We start from the raw sequence: 24575 nt of genomic DNA on the forward strand, positions 1-24575 counted from the left end.
CTTCGGCCGAAGAAAGGGATAAACTCGCGGATGCTTTTTCAACGCCGGGCCGCCCAGAATAAAAACGCCCTCTAGCGGGGACTGCGGGCGAAGCGCGCGCGGCGTCGAGGTAACATATTTCGCCGGTTTCCGGTCACGTATTTGTCATAGGTTGATAGCTCATGGACTACGTTCTACCTCCCCAGCCGCCCGTCGCGGTCCCCGTTGCCGGCAGCGCCGCGCTGTTTCCCGTTCGTCGCGTCTATTGCGTAGGCCGCAACTACGCCGAACACGCCAAGGAAATGGGTTTCACCGGCCGTGAGGATCCGTTCTTCTTCTGCAAGCCCGCAGACGCGGTGCTGGTGGTGGCCGACGGCGAAACCGGAAAAATGCCTTACCCGTCCAAGACCTCCAACCTGCACTACGAGATGGAACTGGTCGTAGTGCTGGGCAAGGGCGGCCGCGATATCCCCGTGGATCAGGCCAATGAGTGCGTCTGGGGTTACGCCCTGGGCCTGGACATGACCCGCCGCGATCTGCAAGGCGAAATGAAGAAGCAGGGCCGTCCCTGGGAAATCGGCAAGGCGTTCGACCAGTCGGCGCCGCTGGGCCCGATCCACCCCCGCAGCGTCGTCGGCACGCTGGAAAAAGGCGCCATCTGGCTGGATGTGAACGGCGAGCGCAAGCAATCCAGCGACATTTCGCAGATGCTGTGGAACGTGCCCGAGAGCATTTCGTACCTGTCGGGCCTGTTCGAACTGCAGCCGGGCGACATCATCTTCACCGGCACGCCCGAAGGCGTGGGTGCGGTGCGCCAGGGCGACGTGATCACCGGCGGCGTGGAAGGATTGGGCGAACTGCGCGTGCAGATTGCCTGAGGCTTAGCTTTTCATTCAATCAACAGGAGTTAGCATGCGCGGCAAGATTGTGCTGACTGCATTCGTGGTGTTCGGGTTTGTGCTGGCCGGTTGCAATACCGTTGCCGGCATGGGCAAGGACATGTCGCGGGCAGGCAATGCCATCACCAACGCGGCCGATAAATAATCCGCCCGCGTTGGAAAAAAAGCCCCTTGATTGCTCAAGGGGCTTTTTGTTGGCGCGGGGCAAGGGCTTACAGCACGTCGCCCGCGTAGTCGGCCAGGCGGGAGCGCTCGCCGCGCTGCAGCGTGACGTGCCCGGAATGCGGCCAGCCCTTGAAGCGGTCGACGACGAACGTCAGACCCGAGCTGCCTTCGGTCAGGTAGGGCGTGTCGATCTGGGCGATGTTGCCCAGGCAGATCACCTTGGTGCCGGGGCCGGCGCGGGTTACCAGCGTCTTCATCTGCTTGGGCGTCAAGTTTTGCGCCTCGTCGATGATGAGGTACTTGTTCAGGAAGGTGCGGCCGCGCATGAAGTTCAGGGACTTGACCTTGATGCGCGAACGGATCAGGTCCATGGTGGCGGCACGGCCCCAGTCCCCGTTGCCTTCGCCGTCGCCCATGTTCAGCACGTCGAGGTTGTCCTCCAGGGCGCCCATCCATGGCAGCATCTTTTCCTCTTCCGTGCCGGGCAGGAAACCGATGTCCTCGCCGACCGGCACCGTGACGCGCGTCATGATGATTTCGGTGTAGCGCTTGGTTTCCAGCACCTGCGTGATGCCCGCCGCCAGCGCCAGCAGCGTCTTGCCCGTGCCTGCCTGGCCCAGCAGCGAAACGAAATCGCATTCCGGGTTCATCAGCAGGTTCATGGCGAAGTTCTGCTCGCGGTTGCGCGCCGTGATGCCCCAGACGTTGTTCTTGCCGTGGGTGTAGTCGCGCAGCGTCGCCAGCACCGCCATCTTGCCGCTGACTTCGCGCACTTGCGCGTACAGCGGCATCTGGCCTTCAAAGTAGACGAATTGATTGACTACGAACTGCGAGCACAGCGGGCCGTGGATGCGGTAGAACGTCGTGCCGCCCTGCTGCCAGGACTCGACGTCCTTGCCGTGCTTGTTCCAGAAGTCTTCGGGCAGTTGCATCACGCCCGAATACATCAGGTCCGAGTCTTCCAGGACGTGATCGTTGAAATAGTCTTCGGCCGCCATGCCCAGCGCGCGCGCCTTCAGGCGCATGTTGATGTCCTTGGACACCAGCACGACTTCGCGCTGCGGGTACTTTTCCTGCAAGGCGCGGACGACGCCCAGGATCTGGTTGTCGGCCTTGCCCATGGGCAGGTCGGACGGCAGGGTGCTGTGGATGGCGGTCGTCTGGAACATCAGGCGGCCGGTGGCGTCCTTGTTGCCCAACTTCGCCAGTTCCAGCCCTTCGTCGAGGTGCGTGGCGTCCTGCACCAGGGAATCCAGCGAACGGCTGACCTGACGCGCGTTGCGCGCCACTTCCGACATGCCCTTTTTCTGGTGGTCCAGTTCTTCCAGCGTCATCATCGGCAGGAAGATGTCGTGCTCTTCGAAGCGGAAGAGGGAGCTGGGATCGTGCAGCAGCACGTTCGTGTCCAGGACGAACAGCTTGCGTGGGGCGTTCTGGGCGCGGGCCTTGCCGCGCTTGGCGGGCGCCGGAGCGGCCTTGGCCTGCTGGCGGGCCGGGGCGCGGACGGCCGGCGAGGCCGGGGCGGGTGGCGGGACCTGGCGGGCGGGGGCGGGGATCTGCGCCTTGCGCGCCGGAGCCGCCAGGCCTTCGAGTTCAGGCTGGACAAGCATGTCGTCCTCGACGTCTTCCGCGAGGACGGCCTGGGTGTTGGACCGCGCAGCGGCAGTCTTGGTGGTGCGGGCCTGCGCCCGGGCGGAATCGCCCGAGGGGAAGGTCAGGATGGCTGCGGGGCGGGTAGGCAACTTCGGAAGCGGCATATGCGTCACTCTCCTGTGTGGGCCGGGCATAGCGCCTGACGGGTATTTCCTGTGCGGCTAACCGATGCTTTTTGCGGCTTGCAGGACTTCCTTGGCGTGGCCCGGGACCTTCACCCCGCGCCACTCCTGCACCAGCACGCCATAGGCATCAATCAGGAAGGTGCTGCGTTCGATGCCGCGCACCTGCTTTCCATACATATTCTTTTGCTTGATGACGCCGAACAGGTTGCAGACGGTTTCGTCGGCGTCGGAGATGAGAGGGAAAGGAAGTTCGTACTTGGCCTTGAAGTTCTCATGCGACTTCAGTGAATCGCGCGAGATGCCGATCACGATTGCGCTGGCCGAGAGGAACTCGGCGTGCAGATCGCGGAAATCCTGGCTTTCGGTGGTGCAGCCGGGCGTGTTGTCCTTGGGATAGAAGTACAGGATCACCGCCCGTCCCTGGCACTGTTCCAGGCTGATCGGGCCTATCGTGCTCTCAGCGGTGAACAGCGGGGCGGGCTTGCCTATGCTCGGCGTCATTGACTGGATGCTCCATGGGGAGGAATGAGGGCGACGACGACGCGCCGGCCCTCAGCCATCAGGATGTTGTAGGTGCGCGAGGCGGCGTGGGTATCCATGATTTCCACGCCGATGCCCGCTGCTAAAAGGGGACGCAATATTTCGGGGCGCAGGAACTGCTGCCGGCCGCCGGTGCCAACCAGCAGCACTTCGGGCGCGTTGGCCGGGCGGGCGGGCGTGGATTCCGGTTCGTCCAGGAACGCCATCGGATCGCGGACGGGCTCGGCCAATCCGGCGGCCTGGCGCAAGAGGGAGGAGGTGATGTCGGCCGGCGACTCAACGGGCCAGAGGGTAACTTCGCCTTCGGGGCCAAAAGCGACCGAGGAGGAAAAACGTACCTGGTTGACCTCGATGTAGCCATCGCCATAAGCGGTGACTGTGTTCAGAGCGGCCGTCGCAGGATCGGTATGCAGCTTCAATAAAAACTCCGGCTTTACGTGCTTGATAATAGCGCATCGGACAAGTCGCATGTTGCAACGTGTCCACTCGGAAAAGGGCCTTTTTTCGCCCCATTTGCCGCCTAGGCGTCCTTGCGCTAGATTACAGGGTTTTGCTGCGCTGCAATCGTGTGCCGGCGCGGCTCTTGCCCCCTTTCCCCTTCGCGCGACCGCGCCCTGGTTTTTTTGCCTTTTCGCCCCTAAGGATTCCCATCATGAGGAAGTTCTCTCGCATCGAGCGTTTGCCCCCGTACGTTTTCAACATTACCGGCGAGCTCAAGATGGCGGCGCGCAGGCGCGGCGAAGACATCATCGACATGTCGATGGGCAATCCCGACGGCGCGACGCCCAAGCACATCGTCGACAAAATGGTGGAAGCGACAACCCGTCCCACCACGCACGGCTACTCGGTGTCCAAGGGCATCCCGCGCCTGCGCAAGGCGATCTGTGACTGGTACCAGCGCCGCTACGCGGTCGAGTTCGATCCGGACTCCGAGGCCATTGTCACCATCGGCTCGAAGGAAGGCCTGGCTCACCTGATGCTGGCCACGCTGGACCGCGGCGACACCGTGCTGGTGCCCAATCCCAGCTACCCGATTCATATCTACGGCGCCGTCATCGCCGGCGCCAACATCCGTTCCGTGCGCATGACGCCCGGCGTGGACTTCTTCGAGGAACTGGAACGCGCCGTGCGCGAATCCATCCCGAAGCCCAAGATGATGGTGCTGGGCTTTCCCAGCAACCCGACCGCCCAGTGCGTGGACCTGTCGTTCTTCGAACGCGTGGTGGCGCTGGCCAAAGAACACGACATCCTCGTCGTGCATGACCTGGCCTACGCCGACATCACGTTCGACGGCTACGTGGCCCCGTCCATCATGCAGGTGCCCGGCGCGCGCGATGTCGCTGTCGAGTTCTTCACGATGAGCAAGAGCTACAACATGGCGGGCTGGCGCATCGGCTACATGGTCGGCAACCGCGAGCTGGTCAACGCGCTCGCGCGCATCAAGAGCTATCACGACTACGGCACGTTCACGCCGATCCAGGTGGCGTCCATCGCCGCCCTGGACGGTCCGCAGGATTGCGTGAACGAAATCGTGGCGCAGTATCAAAGCCGCCGCGACGTGCTCGTGCGCGGCCTGCACGAAGCAGGTTGGAATGTGGAGATTCCCAAGGCGTCCATGTACATCTGGGCGCAGATCCCCGAACCCTACAGGGCGATGGGCTCTTTGGAATTTGCCAAGCGTGTCCTGTCGGATGCGAAAGTGGCCGTGTCCCCCGGGATCGGCTTCGGCGAGTATGGCGACGAATACGTGCGCTTCGCTCTTATCGAAAACGAGCAGCGCACCCGCCAGGCGGTGCGCGGCATCAAAGATATGTTCCGCAAGGACGGATTGCTGAAGTGATGGGCCCCCCCGCAGCGCTGCGCGCTTCCCCCGAGGGGGCGTGCTGCGGACCGGCGGGGCCGGATCCGCGGCCCACCGATACGGCGGCGCCTGCGCCTTGCGTCAGCATTATGGAGAACTGAAATGAATTCCCCTCAACGCCCGCCCGCAGAGGGCGCCGCGATGAAACCCATGAAGGTCGGCCTGCTGGGCCTTGGCGTGGTTGGCGGCGGCACGTGGACCGTGCTGTCCCGCAACGCCGAGGAAATCGCACGCCGCGCCGGCCGCCGCATTGAAGTCACCCGCGCCGCCGTGCGCGACGTGGCCAAGGCCCGCGCCCGCGTGGGCGACGCCATCCTGGTCGACACCGATGTGCACGCGCTGGTGCGCGATCCGGAAATCGACATCGTCGTCGAACTGATCGGCGGCGATACGCTGGCACGCGAACTGGTGCTTGAAGCCATCGCCAACGGCAAGCACGTGGTCACCGCCAACAAGGCTCTGCTGGCCAAGCATGGCAACGAGATCTTCGCCGCCGCGTCTGAACGCGGCGTGATGGTGAACTTCGAGGCCGCCGTGGCGGGCGGCATTCCCATCATCAAGGCGATCCGCGAAGGCCTGACCGCCAACCGCATCCAGTGGGTGGCCGGCATCATCAACGGCACCACCAACTTCATCCTGTCCGAAATGCGCACGCGCGGCCTGCCGTTCGCCGACGTGCTGGCCGAAGCGCAGCGCCTGGGCTACGCCGAGGCCGATCCCACGTTCGACGTGGAAGGCGTGGACGCCGCGCACAAACTGACCTTGCTGGCTTCGCTGGCCTTCGGCGTGCCGGTTCAGTTCGACCGTGCCTACATCGAAGGCATTTCGCAGCTGGCCGCCGAAGATATCGAACACGCCGAGCGCCTGGGCTACCGCATCAAATTGCTGGGCATCACGAAGCGCCGTCCCGACGGTATCGAGCTGCGCGTGCATCCGTCGCTGGTTCCGTCCGAGCGTCTGCTGGCCAATGTCGAAGGCGCGATGAACGCCGTGCTGGTCAAGGGCGACGCCGTCGGCCCGACGCTGTATTACGGGCAGGGCGCGGGCGAAGAGCCGACCGCCTCGGCGGTCGTGGCGGATCTGGTCGACGTGACCCGCCTGCACACCGCGGACCCGGGCAATCGCGTGCCGCACCTGGCCTTCCAGCCGGACGCCATGTCGGACACGCCGATCCTCCCGATCGAGCAGGTCAGCACGTCGTACTATCTGCGCCTGCGCGTGGACGATCAGCCCGGCGTGCTGGCGGACATCGCCCGCATCCTGGCCGACCGCTCCATTTCCATCGGGTCGATGATCCAGCAGCCCTCGCACATCGGCGGCGCGGACATTATCTTCCTGACGCATGAGGCAGTGGAGGGCAACGTCAATCAAGCCATCGAGCGCATCGAATCCTTGCCCTTCGTGCGTTCCAAGGTGACGCGTCTGCGCGTGGAAAATCTGACGTGAAAAAGGCCCACCCCCGAAGCGCCCCTGGCGCTTCCCCCTCAAGGGGGCGCCGCGCGCGGACCGGCAATGCCGGCTCCACGGCGGCCCGGATTGGGGGAGTTTGGCGCATCGCGGAGCAATTGACATGAAATACATCTCTACGCGCGGCGGCATGGCCGCGCAGGAATTTTCCGACATTCTGCTTGAAGGCCTGGCGCCCGACGGCGGCCTGGCCGTGCCGCAGGCGCTGCCCCAGGTTTCCGGGGAAACGCTCGAATCCTGGCGCGGCCTGCCGTACGCGGACCTGGCGTTCGAAGTGCTGTCGCTGTTCGCCACCGACATTCCCGCGGACGATCTGCGCCGGCTGACGCGCGCCGCCTATACGCCGCAGATCTTCAACAGCGAGGACATCGTCCCGCTGCGTCCGCTGGATGACGGACTGTCGCTGCTGGGGCTGTCTGAAGGGCCGACGCTGGCTTTCAAGGACATGGCCATGCAGTTCCTGGGCCAAGTGTTCGAGTACGTGCTCACCAAGCGCGGCACCACGCTGAACATCGTGGGCGCCACTTCCGGCGACACCGGCTCCGCAGCGGAATACGCCCTGCGCGGCAAGAAGGGCGTGGCGGTTTTCATGCTGTCGCCGCACGGCCGCATGAGCGCCTTCCAGCGTGCGCAGATGTACTCGCTGCAGGACGAGAACATCCACAATATCGCCGTGCGCGGCGTGTTCGACGAGGCGCAGGACATCGTCAAAGCGCTGGCCGGCGATCTGGCCTTCAAAACCAAGTATCGCCTTGGCGCCGTGAACTCCATCAACTGGGCGCGCATTGCCGCCCAGGTGGTGTATTACTTCCACGGCTGGCTGCGTGCCACTGAAAGTGCTGGCCAGCAGGTGTCGTTCGCCGTGCCTTCGGGCAACTTCGGCAACATCCTGTCCGGCCATATCGCGCGCAGCATGGGCTTGCCCATCCGCCGCCTGGTCCTGGCCACGAACGAGAACAACGTGCTGGAAGAATTCTTCCGCACCGGCGTCTACCGTCCGCGTCCCGCCGAGCAGACCTACGCGACCTCCAGCCCCTCTATGGACATTTCGCGCGCTTCCAACTTCGAACGCTTCGTGTTCGACCTGGTGGGCCGCGATGCGGAGCGCGTGAAGGCGCTGTGGGCGGCGGTTGCGCGCGACGGGTCGTTCGACCTGTCCGAGCTCAAGGACCAGTTTGAATCGCGTTATGGCTTCGTGTCGGGCGCCAGCACGCACGCCGACCGCCTGGCGACGATCCGCTCCGTCTACGATGCGACGGGCGTGCTGATCGACCCCCACACCGCCGACGGCGTGAAGGTCGCGCGCGAATTCGTCGAGCCCGGCGTGCCCATGCTGGTGCTTGAAACCGCCTTGCCCGCCAAGTTCTCCGAGACCATCGAGGAAGCGCTTGGCCGTCCCGCCACGCCGCCCGGCAACCTCGCGGACCTGGAATCCCTGCCCCAGCGCGTCGAAGTCATGGATTGCGACGAAGCGTCCGTACGCCGTTTCATCGAGGCCCACGCCAAGGTGTAAAGCGCACTTGCCGCTTGTGTACGGTTGCAACCCCTCGCAGGCGCGTCCCGCGAGGGGTTTTTAATTATTGGGGGCAGTGCCAATTACGTTCTAATGCACTTTCTGCACAACCCGACACGTATTCGGGGCCGGATTCCGATAGAGTGAATTCACCTATTCACACTCGGAGAACACGACCATGAATCTGAAGACCATGACGTTGGCCCTGGTGGTGACCGGAGTCGGTATGCTGGCCGGATGCTCGTCGCCCACGGTCATTCAGCAGCGCGACGGAACCTCCACCGTCACGCCCGATACGCCCGAATACGACAAGAAGTCGGGCATGTACGAATACGACAAGGACGGCAAGAAGGTTCAGATCAACAAGGACGATGTGAAGTCGATCGAAGAGGTCAAGTAAGCAGCAACGCTTGCACCGTCCATAAAAAAGCCCCGGCGAATGAATCGCCGGGGCTTTTGCATTGCGGGGTTGCGCTTACTTGCCCGCGTCTTCGGCGTGGTAGCGGCCCACGCGCTCGACTTCGTTCTTCGAGCCCAGGATCACGCTGACGCGCTGGTGCAGCTTTTCCGGCTGGATGTCCAGGATGCGCTGCACGCCGTTGATTGCCGCGCCGCCTGCCTGTTCGATCAGGAAGCTCATCGGATTGGCTTCGTACATCAGGCGCAGCTTGCCGGCCTTGCCGGGTTCGCGCGCATCCCAGGGGTACATGAAGATGCCGCCGCGGGTAAGGATGCGATGCACGTCGGCCACCATCGAGGCGATCCAGCGCATGTTGAAGTCCTTGCCCAGCGGGCCGGTCGAACCGGCCAGGCAGTCGTCGATGTAGCGCTTGACCGGGGGAGCCCAGTGGCGCATGTTCGACATGTTGATGGCGAATTCCTTCGTGTCTTCAGGCACGCGGATGTTTTCGTGCGTGAGCACCCAAGAGCCCATTTCACGGTCCAGCGTGAAACCCACCACGCCATTGCCGATGGTCAGCACCAGCATTGTCTGCGGGCCGTACACGGCGTATCCCGCCACCACCTGCTTATTGCCCGGCTGCAGGAAGTCCTCTTCGCAGACAGGCGCGCCAGATACGTCGTGGGGCGCGTGCAGCACCGAGAAAATGGTGCCGATCGAGACGTTCACGTCGATATTGGAGGAGCCGTCCAGGGGATCGAACAGCAGCAGGTATTCGCCCTTCGGGTAGCGGTTCGGGATCAGATGGATGGTTTCCATCTCTTCCGAGGCCATGGCCGCGAGGTGGCCGCCCCATTCATTGGCTTCCAGCAGGATTTCGTTGGACAGCACGTCCAGCTTCTTCTGGACTTCGCCCTGGACGTTTTCGCTTTCCAGGCTGCCCAGGACGCCGCCCAGCGCGCCCTTGCTGACGGCATGGCTGATGGCCTTGCAGGCGCGCGCGACCACTTCGATGAGCAGCCGCACTTCCGGGGCAAGAGCTTGGGCAGAGCGTTGTTGCTCCACCAGGTATTGAGTGAGTGTTTTGCGTTTCAAAAGGGTCTCCCTATGCAGCGAATTCCAAAGCTTTGGATACGATTTCGTGTACGTTGCGCGACAGGCCCTCGTGCTGGCGCACCTGCTGCAGGGCGGCCTGCATGGGGATGCGTAGCGTGGGCACGAAGCGCGACCAGTTGTCCAGCGCGCGCGCCAGGCGCGCGGCGATTTCGGGGTTGAGCGCGTCCAGCGCCAGCACCTGTTCGGCCCAGAAGGCGTAGCCCGAGCCGTCCGGGTGGTGCATGCCGCGGGCGTTGTTCAGGCAGAACTGGAAGATCAGCGCGCGGGCGCGGTTGGGGTTGCGCAGCGTGAAGGCCGGGTGCGTCATCAGTTCGCGCGCGGTCTGCACCGTGGTCGAACGGGCGGCGGCCTGCAGGGCGAACCACTTGTCCACCACCAGCGGGTTATCGCTCCAGCGGGCATAAAAGGCGGTCAGCGCTTCTTGAGGAAACTCGCCCTGGCCGTAGTTGATCAGGGAGGACAGCGCGGCCATGCTGTCGGTCATGTTGCCCGCCGTGGCGTACTGCTGTTCGGCGAGGCGTTGGGCTTCCTGTTCGCCGGCCGCCATCAGGTGGCTGAGGGCCAGATTCTTCAGTGCGCGCCTGCCCGCGGGTACGGGGGCGGGGCTGTAGGCGCCGGGTGTCTGGTTGTCATCGAACGCCTGGCGGAATTCGGCCTCCAGCTGGCGGCCCAGTTCCGCGCGCAGGAAGTCGCGGGCGACGGCCAGCGCCGGCGGATCGACGAGGCGCATCCGTTCGGCCAGCGTCTTTTCCGAAGGCAGGGCCAGCGCGCGGGCGCGGAAGGCGGCGTCGAGCTTCGGGTCGGTGAGCAGCGCGCGCCATGCTTCGATGAAGGCGGTGTCGGCCTGCAATGTGCGCCCGGCCTGGCGGGCGTCGGCCAGCGCCAGGATCTGGCGCGTGGCCAGTTCCTGGCCGGCTTCCCAGCGCGCGAACGGGTTGCCGTCGTGCGCCGACAGCAAGGCCAGCTCTTCGTCCGACCAGTCGTAGTCGACGATCACCGGGGCCGAGAAATCGCGCAGCAGCGACGGCACGGGGGCCTCGGCGATGTCATCGAATGTCCATTGCTGGGATTGCGTCGTCAGTTCCAGCAGGGCGGTGTCCACGACCGCGCCTTCGTGGCGCAGCGGCAGGGCGCGGCCGTTGCGGTCCAGCAGGCCGATCGCGAAAGGGATGTGGTAGGGCGCCTTGACGTAGTCGGGACCGGCCTTCTTTTCCACGCCCACGGGCGGGCATGCCTGGGTCAGGGTCACCGTGCAGCGGCGGGCGGCGGCGTCATGTTCCAGCGTGACGGTGACGCGCGGCGTTCCAGCCTGACGGTACCAGCGGCGGAACACGGACAGATCGCGGCCGGGGTGCTGGCGTACATAGACAGACTCCATCGCGGCGACGAAATCGTCGCACGTCACGGCCTGGCCGTCGTGGCGGCGGAAGTATTCGTCCATGCCGGCGCGGAATCCGTCTTCGCCCAGCAGCGTGTGCTGCATGCGGATGACCTCGGCGCCCTTTTCATACACGGTGGCCGTATAGAAATTGCCGATCTCCTGGTAGCTTTCCGGGCGGATCGGATGCGCCATGGGGCCGGCGTCTTCCGGGAATTGGGCGGCGCGCAGCGCCACTACGTCGTCGATACGCTTGACGGCGCGGGCGCTGGCCGCCGCGGCGGCGTCCATGCCGTGCGCCATCATGTCGGCGCTGAATTCCTGGTCGCGGAAGACGGTCAGGCCCTCCTTGAGACTCAACTGGAACCAGTCGCGGCAGGTGACGCGGTTGCCCGTCCAGTTGTGGAAGTACTCGTGCCCGATGACGGATTCGATGCCTTCGTAGTTGGCGTCCGTGGCGGTATCCGCGTCGGCCAGCACATACGCTGCATTGAAAATATTCAGGCCCTTGTTTTCCATGGCTCCCATATTGAAGTCATGGACGGCAACGATCATGAACCGGTCCAGATCCAGCTCCAGGCCGAAACGGCTTTCGTCCCAGCGCAGCGCGCGCACGAGGGAATCTAGCGCCCATTCGGTCTTGGTTTCGGAGCCGGGGTCGCTGTAGACCTGCAGAAGCACGTCGCGGCCGCTCGCGGTCTTGACGGTGGTTTCGCGGTGGGTCAGGTTGCCCGCCACCAGCGCGAACAGATAGCAGGGCTTGGGGAACGGGTCTTCCCATTCGACCTCGTTGCGGCCGTCGGGCAACTGGCGCGTGGCGATCAGGTTGCCGTTGGACAGCAGCACAGGATATTGCGGTTCGGCGCGCAGGGTGACGCGATAGCGCGACATGACGTCGGGGCGGTCCGCAAACCAAGTGATGCGGCGAAAGCCTTCGGCCTCGCATTGCGTGAAAAAGTTGCCGCCTGACACGTACAGGCCCATCAGCGTGGAGTTGGCGGACGGCTTGCAGCGGCTGACGATCTCGACCGTGGCGTCGTCGGGCAGGCCATGCAGCACCAGGCTGTGGGCGGACAGTTCATAACCGCCGGCGGGCAGCGCTTTGCCATTGACGCCCACCGAGACGAGTTCCAGCTCTTCTCCGTCCAGGATCAGGGCGGCGTCGGCGCCGGCGCCAGGCCGGCGCTGCACATGCATGGTGCAACGCACTTCGGTTGCGTCGGGCGCAAGGTCGAAGGCGAGGGCGACTTCAGGAATATCGTAAGGGTAGGGCTGGTAATCCTTGCGGTATACGGTAACGGGCGTTTCTGTGCGCATGGGATCGCAGTCCGGTGTGAACGAGAAGCCTATTGTAGTGGCTGGCCGCAGGGCGCACCCTGCGGCTTAAGCCCTAGGCTTAAACTTTTGGCAAGCGCGTATGTCAAAGCTGCGTATGATGGGCGCCGTTGCGCGAAAGGAGCCGCAAATGTCCGGAAAGTCTTCGTTTGTGTTCAGCGGTGTGGGCCGTTGGGCCGGCATATTGGCCGTGCTTGGGGCGCTGGCTCTGACGGGATGCGCAGCGCCCACGGTATCAGCCCGAGTGACGTCGTTTCAGCAATGGCCGACCGGGGTGGAGGGCCAGACTTACCAGTTTGTCCCGGCGGACCCGTCGCAAATCAATAATCTTGAATACCAGTCCTTCCAGGACATGGTGCGTGCGGGCATCGGCGCGACGGGTCTGGTCGAGGCCACATCGGGCGCCAAGGGCCGCTTCGACGTGTCGTTCCGCTATGGCACGACGCAGACCCAGGTAATGGTGCGGCGTCCCTATGATCCCTTTTTCTATGGCGGCTACGGCGGATTCTATGGCCCGCGGCCATGGGGCATGGGCGCGGGTTACTGGGGGCCGGATTGGGTAGATGTACCGATGGTGGTGCAGCGCAACTCGCTGTCGGTGTTCATCCGCGATACTCAGAAGGGTGGGGCGGAGGTATACCGATCCACCGCGTTCATATTGTCCGAGCGTGATGATTTCATTCGCACCATGCCCTATCTGGTGCGAGCAATATTTGACAATTTCCCCGGGAATAATGGCGCCGAGCGCGAAATTCAATTCCCTGTCCAGTAAGTGGACGGCGCTGCGGCGCCAGGTTCTTAAAATAAAAACGGCGCACCATGATGGTGCGCCGTTTTGCGTCTTGCTGAAGAATAAGTCTTATTCTTTGATGAGAAAGCTTTCGCGCGTGGCGCCGGCGGCTTCTTCGGCGGCGAGCCAGCGGGGAGCCTTGCCGCGACCGCTCCAGGTTTCCCCGGTTTGGGGGTGGCGGTACTTGGGAGCCACGGCGCGCTTGGCGGCGTTGGCTGCGCGGGCGGGCGCGCCAGCCTTGCGGCGAACGCCAGTGGCCGCGCGGGCCGGCTTGCCGGCGCCGTAGGCTGCGGCGATTTCCTCGGGGGTGATGTCGTACTCGCGCATCGACGTGATGATCGAATTGATCACGGGTTTGCGACGCTTCGTTTGCAGGACTTCAGCCTTCTTTTGGAGCTTGTTGATTTCCTTTTCGATCTTTGCTTGCAGAGCTGCGTATGATTCTCGGGCCATGGTTTATTCCTGATTATGGAACTGCTTTAATCGCCGGCGAAGTTATGTTTATTTGTTGTGCTTCGCATAATACAGAATTTACGCCTTGGAATCGCCGTTTTCGGACTAATTACTTTGTATCAAAAGAGTCTCAAACCCTTTGGGCTTGCGGTTCCCCGCGGTGTACAAGTATTGGGAAGTATTTTCTCAAATTTGGGACAACTTGAAACAAGCGCTTGCTTGGTTCAAGTGCTTCCGCTGGCGGGCGCGAGCCTTGGGGGCCGCGCGCATAGCGGGCAGCCGCAGGTTCGCCCGGTGTTGTCAAACCATATATCCGGTCCAGCCGGAAGGCGGCTGCGCGGAAGATGATTGATTGGGCATGCCGGTGTTTTCCTGCCCTGGACATGGCCGCCCATGCATTTTGGTGTTCTCACTCTTCGAGAATCATACGGACGGCTTCCCCGGGCTGCGGTTGCTCGAGATTTCATTTTGATGTCAGGTTGTATGACGAGCAGTCTGCTGGTCCGGCATCCTGCGGCGACCCGCAGGCAGCCGCTGAAAATACTTAACTTGATACCCAATATTCCGTCCCCATCTATTTGACCGAGATAATGCGGGCCGTATTTTGTCTTGCCTCCGGCAGCCATCGGCCGTCACATCTTTTGGGCGCCAGCCGGGACGCCGCGACCCGGTCGGCGGTACGATACGTACTTCAGCGCCATCGCGCGCATGCGCGGCCCCGCCGCCCCTGAACAGAGCCTATGAAAATCATTGATCCCGCCATTGCATCCCTGGCCACCGCCAAATCCCTTCTGCTAGACCCCTGGGGCCTGACCGAAGCGGACATGGCGCGGGCGCTGGGTGAAATCTTCACCCACAAGGTCGACTACGCCGACCTGTACTTCCAGTACACGCGCAGCGAAGGCTGGAGCCTGGAGGAAGGGATCGTCAAGACGGGCAGTTTCTCCATCAGCCAGGGCGTCGGCGTGCGTGCGGTCAGCGGCGAGAAAACCGCCTTCGCCTATTCTGATTCGCTGTCGCCCGAGGCGCTGCTGTCGTCCGCGCACGCGGTGCGCGGCATCGCCCGCCGCGGCGCCGGCAAGGTCAAGGTCGCGGCCCAGGTCGAGGCCGAGATCGGCCGCAGCCTGTACGCGGATATTGATCCCGTCGCGACGCTCAGCGCGCCCGAGAAAGTGGCGCTGCTCGAACGCGTCGAGCGCATGGCGCGAGCGCGCGATCCGCACGTTATCCAGGTCATGGCCGGGTTGGGCGCCGAATATGACGTGGTCCTGGTCGCCGGCAGCGACGGCCGCCTGGCCGCCGACGTGCGTCCGCTGGTGCGCCTGTCGCTTACCGTCATCGCCGAACGCAACGGCCGCCGCGAGATGGGCCATGCGGGCGGCGGCGGTCGTCTGGGACTGGCGTATTTCACGGACGAGATGCTGCAGGGCTATGTCGAGCGCGCCGTCCACGAGGCCATGGTCAACCTCGAGGCGCGTCCCGCGCCGGCAGGTGAAATGACCGTCGTGCTGGGTTCCGGCTGGCCCGGCATCCTGCTGCATGAAGCCGTGGGCCACGGCCTGGAAGGCGACTTCAACCGCAAGGGTTCCAGCGTGTTTTCCGGCCGCATCGGCGAGCGAGTCGCCTCCAAGGGCGTCACCGTGGTCGATGACGGCACGATCCCCGACCGCCGCGGTTCGCTCAACATCGACGACGAGGGCAATGCCACGCAGCGCAACGTGCTGATCGAAGACGGCATCCTGCGCGGCTACATGCAGGACACCCTGAACGCCCGCCTGATGAAGACTGCCGCCACCGGCAACGGCCGCCGCGAATCCTTCGCGCATCTGCCCATGCCGCGCATGACCAACACCTACATGCTGGCAGGCGACAAGCCCGCCGAGGAAATCGTCGCGTCGGTCAAGCGCGGTCTGTACGCAGTCAATTTCGGCGGCGGCCAGGTCGACATCACCAACGGCAAGTTCGTGTTCTCTGCCTCCGAGGCCTACATGATCGAAGACGGCAAGGTCACCTATCCGGTCAAGGGCGCCACCCTGATCGGCAACGGTCCCGACGCCATGAACCGCGTCACGATGATCGGCAATGACCTGCAGCTGGATTCCGGCGTGGGCACCTGCGGCAAGGATGGCCAGAGCGTGCCGGTCGGGGTGGGCATGCCGACTGTCCGCATGGAAGGGCTGACCGTCGGCGGAACGGCCTGACCGCGCGCCGCCAGAGGCCGTCCACGAAAAAAGCCGCGTGACGGCCTCAAAAAGTTGTGCTAGAGTCATTCCCCATGAAATTCGCGTCCCCCGCCTTTTATTTTTATTTTTTTGGTTTTCTGAAGCCGCTGGCGGAGGAAGGGACGCGCTCAATCTGAAGTTTGGACAGAATCCCCCCAAAAAAGCCGCCAGCAAAACTGGCGGCTTTTTTTATGCCGCCGTGGCGGGCAACCCAGGAGCAGTACCGTGTCGCACAATACCGATGACCTTCGCATTCGAGAAATCAAGGAACTGAACCCGCCCTCGCACGTGATGCGCGAGTTCGCATGCACCAAGGAGGCGTCCGAGACCGTGTTCGCCGCCCGGCAGGCCATGCACCGCATCCTGCACGGCATGGACGACCGCATGATCGTCGTGATCGGGCCTTGTTCCATCCACGACACGCGCGCCGCCATCGAATACGCGAAGCGTCTGAAGCCCGTGCGCGACCGGCTCAGCGCCGACCTGGAAATCGTCATGCGCGTGTACTTCGAGAAGCCGCGCACCACGGTGGGCTGGAAGGGGCTGATCAATGATCCTGACCTGGACGGCAGCTTCGACATTAACAAGGGTGTGCGCGTGGCCCGCGAACTGCTGCTGGACATCAATAGCCTGGGACTGCCGGCGGGTTGCGAGTTCCTGGACATGATTACGCCGCAGTACATCGCGGATCTGGTCTCCTGGGGGGCGATCGGGGCGCGGACGACGGAAAGCCAGGTGCATCGGGAACTGGCTTCGGGGTTGTCGTGTCCGGTGGGGTTCAAGAACGGCACGGACGGCAATGTGAAGATCGCCGTGGACGCGATCAAGGCCGCGTCGCAGCCGCACCATTTCCTGTCGGTGACCAAGGGTGGCCATTCCGCCATCGTGTCGACCGCCGGCAACGAGGATTGCCACGTGATCCTGCGCGGCGGAAAGACGCCGAACTACGACGCGGCCAGCGTGGACGCGGCTTGCCAGGATGTCGCCAAGGCCGGACTGGCGCAGCGCATCATGGTTGACGCCAGCCACGCCAACAGCAGCAAGAAGCCCGAGAACCAGCCCCTGGTCATCGACGATGTGGCGCGCCAGATGGAAGCGGGCGACGCCCGCCTGGTCGGCGTCATGGTCGAAAGCCATCTGCTGGGCGGCCGACAGGACATGGTGCCCGGCGAACCGCTGGTCTATGGCCAGAGCATCACCGACGGCTGCATCGACTGGGACGCGTCGGTGGCCGTGCTTGAGCGCCTGGCTCACGCCGTGCGCGAGCGCCGCCGGGTGGCGCTGACCTCGGGCAAATAAGGGGAAGCGCGCCGCGGATCGCCCCTCTGGGGCGGTTTGCGGTGCAGCATGCGTGGCGGCGTAGAATATTCGGATTATCGAACCCGAGAAAACGCTGATCATGAACGCTCCCTTGCACGCCGAAACCCTGCGCCGCGCGGTGCCGGCCGCCTGTCTGGATGCCTTGCGCGCGCGCTTTGGCGACCGCCTGTCGGAATCCGCCGCCGTGCGCGAACACCACGGCCGCGACGAATCGCCTTATCCGGCCATGCTGCCCGACGCCGTCGTTTTCGCGCAGTCGACCGAAGACGTCGCGTACGTCGCCAAGGTCTGCAATGAGCATCGCGTTCCGCTGATTCCCTACGGCGCGGGCTCGTCGCTCGAAGGCCACATTCTTGCGATCCAGGGCGGCATCAGCCTCGACCTGTCGCAGATGAACAAGGTCTTGGCCATCAACGCCGAAGACCTTACCGCCACGGTGCAGGCGGGCGTGCTGCGCAAGCAGCTCAACGAAGAAATCCGCAGCACCGGCCTGTTCTTTCCGATTGATCCGGGCGCCGACGCCAGCCTGGGCGGCATGGCCGCCACACGGGCTTCCGGCACCAACGCCGTACGCTATGGCACGATGCGAGAAAACGTCATGTCGCTGACCGTGGTCACGGCTGATGGCCGTATCATCCGTACCGCCGGCCGTGCGCGCAAATCGTCGGCCGGCTACGACCTGACGCGCATCTTCGTGGGCAGCGAAGGCACGCTGGGCATCATCACCGAAGTGACGGTGCGGCTGTATCCGCAGCCCGAGGCCGTGTCGGCCGCCGTCTGCAATTTCCCCACGCTGGACGCCGCCGTCCAGAGCGTGATCGAGATCATCCAGATGGGCGTGCCCGTGGCCCGCGTCGAGTTCATGGATGCGGCCAGCGTGCGCGCCGTCAACTTGCACAGCAAGCTGAGCCTGCGCGAAACGCCGCTGCTGGTGTTTGAATTCCATGGCAGCCCGGCTGGCGTGCAGGAGCAGGCCGAAACCGTGCAAGCCATCACCGCCGAACATGGCGGGATGGACTTCGAATGGGCTGAACGCCCCGAAGACCGCAGCCGCCTCTGGACCGCGCGCCACAACGCGTATTTTGCGGGCCTGCAATTGCGTCCCGGCTGCCGCGCCAGCACGACCGACGTCTGCGTGCCGATCTCGCGCCTGGCCGACTGCGTGCGCGACACCGTCGAGGAACTGGACCGGGCGAGCTTTCCCTACACCATCGTGGGCCACGTGGGCGACGGCAACTTCCACGTGCTCATGCTGCTGGACGCCGATAACGCCCAGGAATGGCAGGAATCGGAAGCCATCAACCACAATCTGGTGCGGCGGGCCATCGCGGCCGACGGCACCTGCACGGGCGAGCACGGCGTGGGCCTGCACAAGATGCAATTCATGGCGGAAGAGCACGGCGAGGACGCGCTGGACCTGATGCGCAGCCTCAAACACGCGTTTGATCCGAACAACATTCTGAATCCGGGCAAGATCGTCTCCTGGTGATCCGCCGACGGCAGCCGCTTGCTGTTTTTCAACGACAGGCGGCTGCAGGGCTTACGGCTGGTTACTTCTGCACCGCCCGCAAACCCGCATAAACCCGTTAGGTGCGGGTAAATCCCGGCCTGCTTATCGGGGTCGCACGCGCTATTGTTGCGCTCATGAATTCACTGGTCGAAACTGGCCTGGCCCAAGTGCAGGCGCCTTATTCGTTGCAGCAGCTCATCGAGGCGTTGTCGGCCGCGTTGCCCGCGCACTGTGTGCTGTATCGCGAAGAAGACACCCGCCCTTACGAGTGCGATGGCCTTTCCCTTTACCGCTCGCTACCCGCGGTCGTCACCTTGCCCGAAACCGAAGAGCAGGTGCAGTCCGTCATGCGCATCTGCAAGCGCTTGAATGCGCCCGTCGTCGCGCGCGGGGCCGGCACGGGGTTGTCGGGCGGCGCCATGCCGCACAGCCAGGGCGTGCTGCTGGGGCTGTCCAAGTTCAATCGCATCAAGAACATCGACCTGGCCAGCGCCACTGCCATCGTTGAACCGGGCGTGCGCAACCTGGCGATCTCCGAAGCCGTCTCTCCGTACGGGCTGTATTACGCGCCGGATCCGTCCAGCCAGATCGCCTGCTCCATCGGCGGGAATGTGGCCGAGAACTCCGGCGGCGTGCATTGCCTGAAATACGGCCTGACGGTGCACAACGTGCTGCGCGTGCGCGTGGTCACGATAGACGGCGATGTGGTCGAACTGGGATCGGAAGCGCCCGATGCGCCCGGCCTGGATCTGTTGTCGGTTTTCATCGGGTCCGAGGGCATGCTGGGCGTCGTCACCGAAGTGACGGTCAAGCTGATACCGAAACCGGCTTGCGCTCAGGTCGTGATGGCCAGTTTTTCCAGCGTCGAAGCGGCGGGCAACGCCGTCACGCAGGTTATCGCCGCGGGCATGATCCCGGCCGGTCTCGAGATGATGGACCGCCGCGCCACGCACATGGTCGAGCCCTTCGTCCGCGCGGGCTACGACATGGATGCGCAAGCCATCCTGCTGTGCGAATCGGATGGCACCCCTGAAGAGGTGGCGCACGAAATCGCTCGTATGGAGGCCGTGTTCCGCGCGGCCGGAGCTACGCGCTGCCAGGTTTCCACATCCGAGGCCGAACGATTGAAATTCTGGGCGGGCCGCAAGAATGCGTTTCCCGCCGCGGGCCGGGTGTCGCCCGATTACTACTGCATGGACGGCACGATTCCGCGCCGTCATCTGGCGCGCGTGCTGGGCGCCATCGAGCAAATGGAAGACGAGTTCGGCCTGCGGTGCGCCAACGTCTTTCATGCCGGCGACGGCAATCTGCATCCGCTGATCCTGTTCGATTCGAATAAGCCGGACGAGGTGGAGCGCGCCGAAAAATTCGGCGCCGCCATTCTTGAACTGTGCGTGCAGGTGGGAGGAACCGTGACTGGAGAGCACGGTGTAGGAATGGAGAAGATAAATCAAATGTGCGTGCAATTCTCTCGCGAAGAACTCGACGCGTTCCTGGCGGTAAAGCGGGCCTTCGATCCGCCATGCCTGCTCAATCCTGAAAAGGTCATCCCCACGCTGGCTCGCTGCGCCGAATACGGCAAGATGCATGTCCATGCGGGAGAGCTGCGCTTCCCCGATCTCGCCCGTTTCTAGGACGTATCCCTTATGGATTTTGTCCTGTCGGAATTGTGCGACCAGGTCATGACGGCGCGTGCCGGGCACAAACCCCTGTTTGTGATGGGCGGCGGCAGCAAAAGGTTTTATGGCAACTACCGGCCGGTGCGGCCGCAGGATGGCCACTGCCTGCTGGACATGACGCCTTATCGCGGCATCGTCAGCTACCACCCGTCGGAGCTGGTCGTGACGGCTCGCGCCGGCACGCCGCTGGCCGAACTTGAAGCCGCGCTTGCCGAAAACGGTCAGATGCTGGCGTTCGAGCCACCGCATTTCGCGCATTCGGCCACCGTCGGCGGCTGCGTGGCCGCGGGCCTGTCCGGTCCGCGCCGCATGAGCGCCGGCGCTCTTAGGGACTTCGTGCTTGGCGCGCAGCTGCTGGATTCGGAAGGGCGCATCCTGTCGTTTGGCGGGGAAGTCATGAAGAACGTGGCGGGATACGACGTGTCCCGCCTGCTGGCCGGCTCGCACGGCATCTTCGGCGCCATTCTTGAGGTTTCGCTCAAAGTCGTGCCCCGGCCGATGGAGGAATTGACGCTGTGCCTGCCCGCCACCGAGGCGCAGGCGCTGGCCAACTTCGCGTTCTGGCGCGGCAAGCCCCTGCCGATCTCGGCCACCAGCTGGACCGGCGCCGATGGCGGCGAGGGCATGACGAGCGTTCGGCTGTCGGGCGCGCCGCCCGCACTTGAAAGCGCGCGCCGGGTGATCGGCGGAGACCCTCTGCTTCCCGATGAAGCTGAGGCGTGGTGGCGTTCGTTGCGCGAGCAGACGCATGCATTCTTTGCGCCGAACCAGCCTCTGTGGCGCCTGGCGTTGCCGCCGACGGCGGCTGCCCTGGGCCTGGGGCCGACCCTGCTTGAGTGGGGAGGAGGCCAGCGTTGGCTGTCCGGACCGCGCGATGCCGCAGAACTGCGCGAGGTCGCCGCTCGCCTCGGCGGACATGCGACGCTGTTCCGGACCGGCCATGCGAAGCCTCCCGCCGATGGCGTCTTTCATCCGCTGGCGCCGGGCGTGGGCGCGATCACGCGCCGCCTCAAGCAAGAACTCGATCCCGCCGGCCTGTTCAATCCCGGCCGCCTGGTCCTGGAGCTATAGCGCATCATGCAAACCAATCTGGCATCCTGGGCAAACGGCACCGATCTGGGCAATGAAGCCGACGCCATTCTGCGCCGCTGCGTGCATTGCGGATTCTGCACGGCGACCTGTCCAACCTATCAGGTCCTGGGCGATGAACTGGACAGCCCGCGCGGCCGCATCTACCTGATCAAGCAGGTGCTCGAAGGCAAGGAACCCACGCAGTCCACGCAGCAGCACCTGGATCGCTGCCTGACCTGCCGGAATTGCGAAACCACCTGCCCGTCAGGCGTGGAATACGGGCACCTGGTGGACATCGGCCGCAAAATCGTGGACGAGCGCGTGACCCGGTCCTGGGCGGACAAAACCAAGCGCGCCGTGCTGCGCAAAGCGATGCTGTCGCCTGTCTTCGCGCCCGCATTGCGCCTGGGGCAGGCCGTGCGCGGACTGTTGCCGGAAGCGCTTCGGCGCAAGGTCCCCGAGCGCCGCGACGCGGGCAAATTGCCGCAGGTCGCCGGGCATGCGCGGCAGGTCCTGATGCTGGCTGGCTGCGTGCAGCCGGCCATGATGCCGACCATCGACGCCGCCACGATCCGGGTGCTCGACGCCATCGGCATCGGCGCGCGCATCGCGCCGGGCGCTGGCTGCTGCGGCGCGGTCAGCTTTCACCTGGACGCGCAGGACGAGGCTGTGTCGCAGATGCGCGCCAACATCGACGCGTGGTGGCCACTGGTGCAGGACGGCAAGGTCGAGGCCATCGTCATGAACGCCTCGGGCTGCGGCGCCATGGTCAAGGAGTACGCCCATCACTTGCGGCATGACCCGGCCTATGCGCAAAAGGCCGCGGACATTGTGGCGCTGGTCAAGGATGTGGCCGAGATCGTGGCCCCGCACGCCGGACTGCTGCGCGAGCGCCTGCCGGCCGGCACGCGGGCCGCGTTCCATCCGCCTTGCACCCTGCAGCATTGGCAGGGGCTGCGGCCCTTGTCGGAACAGCTGCTGGCGGACCTGGGCTTCGAACTGCAACCCTTTGCGGACAAGCATCTGTGCTGCGGGTCCGCCGGCGCGTACTCGGTGCTGAATCCGGACATCGCGCTGGAGCTGCGCGACCGCAAGCTGGGCGCCATCGCGGCGGCTGGTCCCGATGTGATCCTGTCGGCCAACATCGGCTGCATCGGCCACCTGCAAAGCGGCACCGAGACGCCGGTGCGGCATTGGGTCGAAGTGGTGGATGAGCAGCTGCAAAAAGCCTTGCCGGCCTAGCCCGGCGTCGCGCGCAGGCCTTGCTTTACAGGTTCCGCCAATGAAAACGCCCCCTCGGCGAGGGGGCGGAAAACCACGCGGCAGACCGGTTGGGAGGCTGGTCTACTCTACCGCCTTCACCATGTCTTCCAGCACCTTCTTGGCGTCGCCGAAGACCATCATCGTGCGGTCCATGTAGAACAATTCGTTGTCCAGCCCGGCGTAGCCCGAGGCCATGGAACGCTTGTTCACGATCACCGTGCGCGCCTTGTAGGCCTCAAGAATGGGCATGCCGGCGATCGGCGACTTGGGATCATTCTTGGCGGCGGGGTTGACCACGTCGTTCGCACCCAGCACCAGCACGACGTCGGTCTGGCCGAATTCGCTGTTGATGTCTTCCATTTCGAAGACCTGGTCGTAAGGCACTTCGGCCTCGGCCAGCAGCACGTTCATGTGGCCGGGCATGCGTCCGGCAACCGGATGGATCGCGTATTTCACGGTCACGCCACGCTCGGTCAGCTTTTCGGCCAATTCCTTGAGCGCATGCTGTGCGCGCGCCACGGCCAGGCCGTAGCCCGGGACGATGGTCACGCTTTCGGCGTTGGTCATCAGGAATGCGGCGTCGTCGGGACTGCCCGACTTGACGCTGCGCTGCTGGGCGTCGCCGGCTGCGGCGCCGCCGCCGGCCTGCCCGCCGAAACCGCCCAGGATCACGTTGAAGAACGACCGGTTCATCGCCTTGCACATGATGTAGGACAGGATTGCGCCGGACGAGCCCACCAGCGAACCGGCGATGATCAGCATCGGGTTGTTCAGCGAAAAGCCGATGCCCGCCGCCGCCCAGCCCGAATAGCTGTTCAGCATCGACACCACGACCGGCATGTCCGCCCCGCCGATCGGGATGATGATCAGCACGCCCAGGATGAAGGCGATGATCGTCATGATGATGAAGGGCGTCCATTCCTGCGTGAGCATGAACCAGAGGCCGCAGCCCAGCATCAGCAGGGCCAGCGCCAGGTTCAGCATGTGCTGGCCGGCGAACACGACGGGGGCGCCCTGGAACAGCCGGAACTTGTACTTGCCCGACAGTTTGCCAAAGGCGATGACGGACCCCGAGAACGTGATGGCGCCCACGAATGTGCCGATGAAGAGCTCGAAGCGGTTGCCCGTGGGTATGGCCATGCCCGCGGGCACGATGCCGAAGGCATGCGGCTCGGCCACGACGGCGACCGCGATGGCGACGGCCGCCAGGCCGATCATGCTGTGCATGAAGGCGACCAGTTCGGGCATCTTGGTCATTTCGACGCGCTTGGCCATCAGCGTGCCGACGGAGCCGCCCACCAGCAGCCCCAGCAGCACCCAGCCCAGGCCGATCGTGGCTGTGCCGCTGCGGGCAAGGCCGACGATGAGGGCGGCGGTGGTCAGCACCGCGATGGCCATGCCGGCCATGCCGAAGGCGTTGCCCAGGCGCGAGGTGGTGGGATGGGAGAGTCCCTTGAGCGCCTGGATGAAGCAGACCGAAGCGATCAGATACAGCAGGGTGACGAGGTTCAGCGAGATCATTTCGCGTCCTCCTTGCCCGGCTTGCGGTCCTTCTTCTTGAACATTTCCAGCATGCGTCGCGTCACCAGGAAGCCGCCGAACACGTTCACCGCGGCCAGCGCAACGGCGAAGACGCCCATGCCGCGCGCGAGTCCGCCTTCGGTCAGTGCCGCAGCCAGCATCGCGCCCACGATGATGATGGCGGAAATGGCGTTGGTTACGGCCATCAGTGGCGTGTGCAGCGCGGGCGTGACATTCCACACGACGTGGTAGCCGACATAGATGGCCAGCACGAAGATGATGAGGTTCATCAGGGTGGGGTTGATCGCTTCCATG

At 64.3% G+C, this 24575-nt stretch carries 21 protein-coding genes; 13 read left to right on the top strand and 8 right to left on the bottom strand.

Annotated features, from left to right (window positions below):
* Nucleotides 1-161: 161 nt before the first annotated feature.
* Both KYC_RS16415 and KYC_RS16420 read left to right on the top strand, forming a co-directional pair.
* Nucleotides 162-857 carry a fumarylacetoacetate hydrolase family protein gene (locus KYC_RS16415; RefSeq protein WP_008164308.1) on the top strand — a complete coding sequence of 232 codons (696 nt, stop codon included), beginning with the start codon at nucleotides 162-164 and terminating at the stop codon, nucleotides 855-857.
* Nucleotides 858-891: 34 nt separating this feature from the next.
* Complete coding sequence (locus KYC_RS16420) at nucleotides 892-1023, top strand: entericidin A/B family lipoprotein (protein ID WP_008164311.1); 132 nt, start codon at nucleotides 892-894, stop codon at nucleotides 1021-1023.
* A gap of 67 nt (nucleotides 1024-1090) precedes the next feature.
* Here KYC_RS16420 and KYC_RS16425 read toward each other — a convergent pair whose 3' ends face one another.
* From KYC_RS16425 to KYC_RS16435, 3 genes are read right to left on the bottom strand one after another with little or no spacing between them, the layout of a single operon-like run.
* The gene (locus KYC_RS16425; RefSeq protein WP_008164313.1) at nucleotides 1091-2800 is read right to left on the bottom strand and encodes a PhoH family protein; all 1710 of its coding nucleotides are present in this window, start codon (nucleotides 2798-2800) and stop codon (nucleotides 1091-1093) included.
* 57 nt (nucleotides 2801-2857) lie between these two features.
* A complete protein-coding gene (locus KYC_RS16430; RefSeq protein WP_008164315.1) occupies nucleotides 2858-3322 on the bottom strand; it encodes a peroxiredoxin in 465 nt (154 codons plus the stop codon).
* Nucleotides 3319-3780, bottom strand: a complete 462-nt coding sequence (locus KYC_RS16435) for an Mth938-like domain-containing protein (protein WP_008164317.1) — start codon at nucleotides 3778-3780, stop codon at nucleotides 3319-3321. The genes KYC_RS16430 and KYC_RS16435 overlap by 4 nt, the downstream gene beginning before the upstream one ends.
* A gap of 233 nt (nucleotides 3781-4013) precedes the next feature.
* On the opposite strand from KYC_RS16435, the gene alaC reads away from it, so the two are divergent.
* From alaC to KYC_RS16455, 4 genes are all read left to right on the top strand, one after another.
* A complete protein-coding gene (gene alaC, locus KYC_RS16440) occupies nucleotides 4014-5201 on the top strand; it encodes an alanine transaminase (RefSeq protein ID WP_008164319.1) in 1188 nt (395 codons plus the stop codon).
* A gap of 162 nt (nucleotides 5202-5363) precedes the next feature.
* Nucleotides 5364-6668: a homoserine dehydrogenase gene (locus tag KYC_RS16445; RefSeq protein ID WP_043518661.1), complete on the top strand. Its 1305-nt coding sequence runs from the start codon at nucleotides 5364-5366 to the stop codon at nucleotides 6666-6668.
* 124 nt (nucleotides 6669-6792) lie between these two features.
* Entirely contained in the window at nucleotides 6793-8202 is a 1410-nt protein-coding gene (thrC, locus tag KYC_RS16450) for a threonine synthase (protein ID WP_008164322.1), read from the top strand.
* Nucleotides 8203-8380: 178 nt separating this feature from the next.
* Nucleotides 8381-8602, top strand: a complete 222-nt coding sequence (locus KYC_RS16455) for a YgdI/YgdR family lipoprotein (RefSeq protein WP_008164325.1) — start codon at nucleotides 8381-8383, stop codon at nucleotides 8600-8602.
* Between the two features lie 75 nt (nucleotides 8603-8677).
* On the opposite strand, the gene KYC_RS16460 is transcribed toward KYC_RS16455, so the two are convergent.
* Together KYC_RS16460 and pepN are read right to left on the bottom strand one after the other, a co-directional pair.
* Nucleotides 8678-9697 carry a class 1 fructose-bisphosphatase gene (locus KYC_RS16460; protein WP_008164327.1) on the bottom strand — a complete coding sequence of 340 codons (1020 nt, stop codon included), beginning with the start codon at nucleotides 9695-9697 and terminating at the stop codon, nucleotides 8678-8680.
* Between the two features lie 10 nt (nucleotides 9698-9707).
* Nucleotides 9708-12413: an aminopeptidase N gene (gene pepN / locus KYC_RS16465; protein ID WP_008164329.1), complete on the bottom strand. Its 2706-nt coding sequence runs from the start codon at nucleotides 12411-12413 to the stop codon at nucleotides 9708-9710.
* Between the two features lie 148 nt (nucleotides 12414-12561).
* Between pepN and KYC_RS16470 the strand changes: the two genes are divergently transcribed.
* Entirely contained in the window at nucleotides 12562-13203 is a 642-nt protein-coding gene (locus KYC_RS16470) for a DUF4136 domain-containing protein (protein ID WP_050814903.1), read from the top strand.
* 87 nt (nucleotides 13204-13290) lie between these two features.
* Here the strand turns inward: KYC_RS16470 and KYC_RS16475 are convergent, their stop codons facing one another.
* The gene (locus tag KYC_RS16475) at nucleotides 13291-13674 is read right to left on the bottom strand and encodes an H-NS histone family protein (protein WP_008164333.1); all 384 of its coding nucleotides are present in this window, start codon (nucleotides 13672-13674) and stop codon (nucleotides 13291-13293) included.
* A 740-nt stretch (nucleotides 13675-14414) separates the two neighbouring features.
* Between KYC_RS16475 and tldD the strand changes: the two genes are divergently transcribed.
* The 6 genes from tldD to glcF all read left to right on the top strand — a co-directional run bounded on the left by tldD (nucleotide 14415) and on the right by glcF (nucleotide 22718).
* Nucleotides 14415-15875 (top strand): metalloprotease TldD, encoded by a 1461-nt coding sequence (gene tldD, locus KYC_RS16480; protein ID WP_008164335.1) that lies wholly within the window; start codon nucleotides 14415-14417, stop codon nucleotides 15873-15875.
* Nucleotides 15876-16121: 246 nt separating this feature from the next.
* Complete coding sequence (gene aroG, locus KYC_RS16485) at nucleotides 16122-17195, top strand: 3-deoxy-7-phosphoheptulonate synthase AroG (RefSeq protein ID WP_008164336.1); 1074 nt, start codon at nucleotides 16122-16124, stop codon at nucleotides 17193-17195.
* A gap of 100 nt (nucleotides 17196-17295) precedes the next feature.
* A complete protein-coding gene (locus tag KYC_RS16490) occupies nucleotides 17296-18705 on the top strand; it encodes an FAD-binding oxidoreductase (protein ID WP_008164338.1) in 1410 nt (469 codons plus the stop codon).
* 155 nt (nucleotides 18706-18860) lie between these two features.
* Nucleotides 18861-20360 (top strand): FAD-linked oxidase C-terminal domain-containing protein, encoded by a 1500-nt coding sequence (locus KYC_RS16495; protein WP_008164340.1) that lies wholly within the window; start codon nucleotides 18861-18863, stop codon nucleotides 20358-20360.
* Nucleotides 20361-20372: 12 nt separating this feature from the next.
* Nucleotides 20373-21476 carry a glycolate oxidase subunit GlcE gene (gene glcE, locus KYC_RS16500; protein WP_008164342.1) on the top strand — a complete coding sequence of 368 codons (1104 nt, stop codon included), beginning with the start codon at nucleotides 20373-20375 and terminating at the stop codon, nucleotides 21474-21476.
* A 6-nt stretch (nucleotides 21477-21482) separates the two neighbouring features.
* Nucleotides 21483-22718, top strand: coding sequence for a glycolate oxidase subunit GlcF (glcF, locus tag KYC_RS16505; protein ID WP_008164344.1), 1236 nt, complete (start codon nucleotides 21483-21485; stop codon nucleotides 22716-22718).
* Between the two features lie 102 nt (nucleotides 22719-22820).
* On the opposite strand, the gene KYC_RS16510 is transcribed toward glcF, so the two are convergent.
* On the bottom strand, nucleotides 22821-24260 hold the full coding sequence (locus tag KYC_RS16510) for an NAD(P)(+) transhydrogenase (Re/Si-specific) subunit beta (protein ID WP_008164346.1): 1440 nt from the start codon (nucleotides 24258-24260) through the stop codon (nucleotides 22821-22823).
* Complete coding sequence (locus KYC_RS16515; RefSeq protein WP_008164347.1) at nucleotides 24257-24574, bottom strand: NAD(P) transhydrogenase subunit alpha part 2; 318 nt, start codon at nucleotides 24572-24574, stop codon at nucleotides 24257-24259. Before KYC_RS16515 ends, KYC_RS16510 begins: the two co-directional genes overlap by 4 nt.
* Nucleotide 24575: the final 1 nt, after the last annotated feature.

The organism is Achromobacter arsenitoxydans SY8, from assembly GCF_000236785.1.
In the GTDB taxonomy this organism is placed as follows: domain Bacteria; phylum Pseudomonadota; class Gammaproteobacteria; order Burkholderiales; family Burkholderiaceae_B; genus Achromobacter; species Achromobacter arsenitoxydans.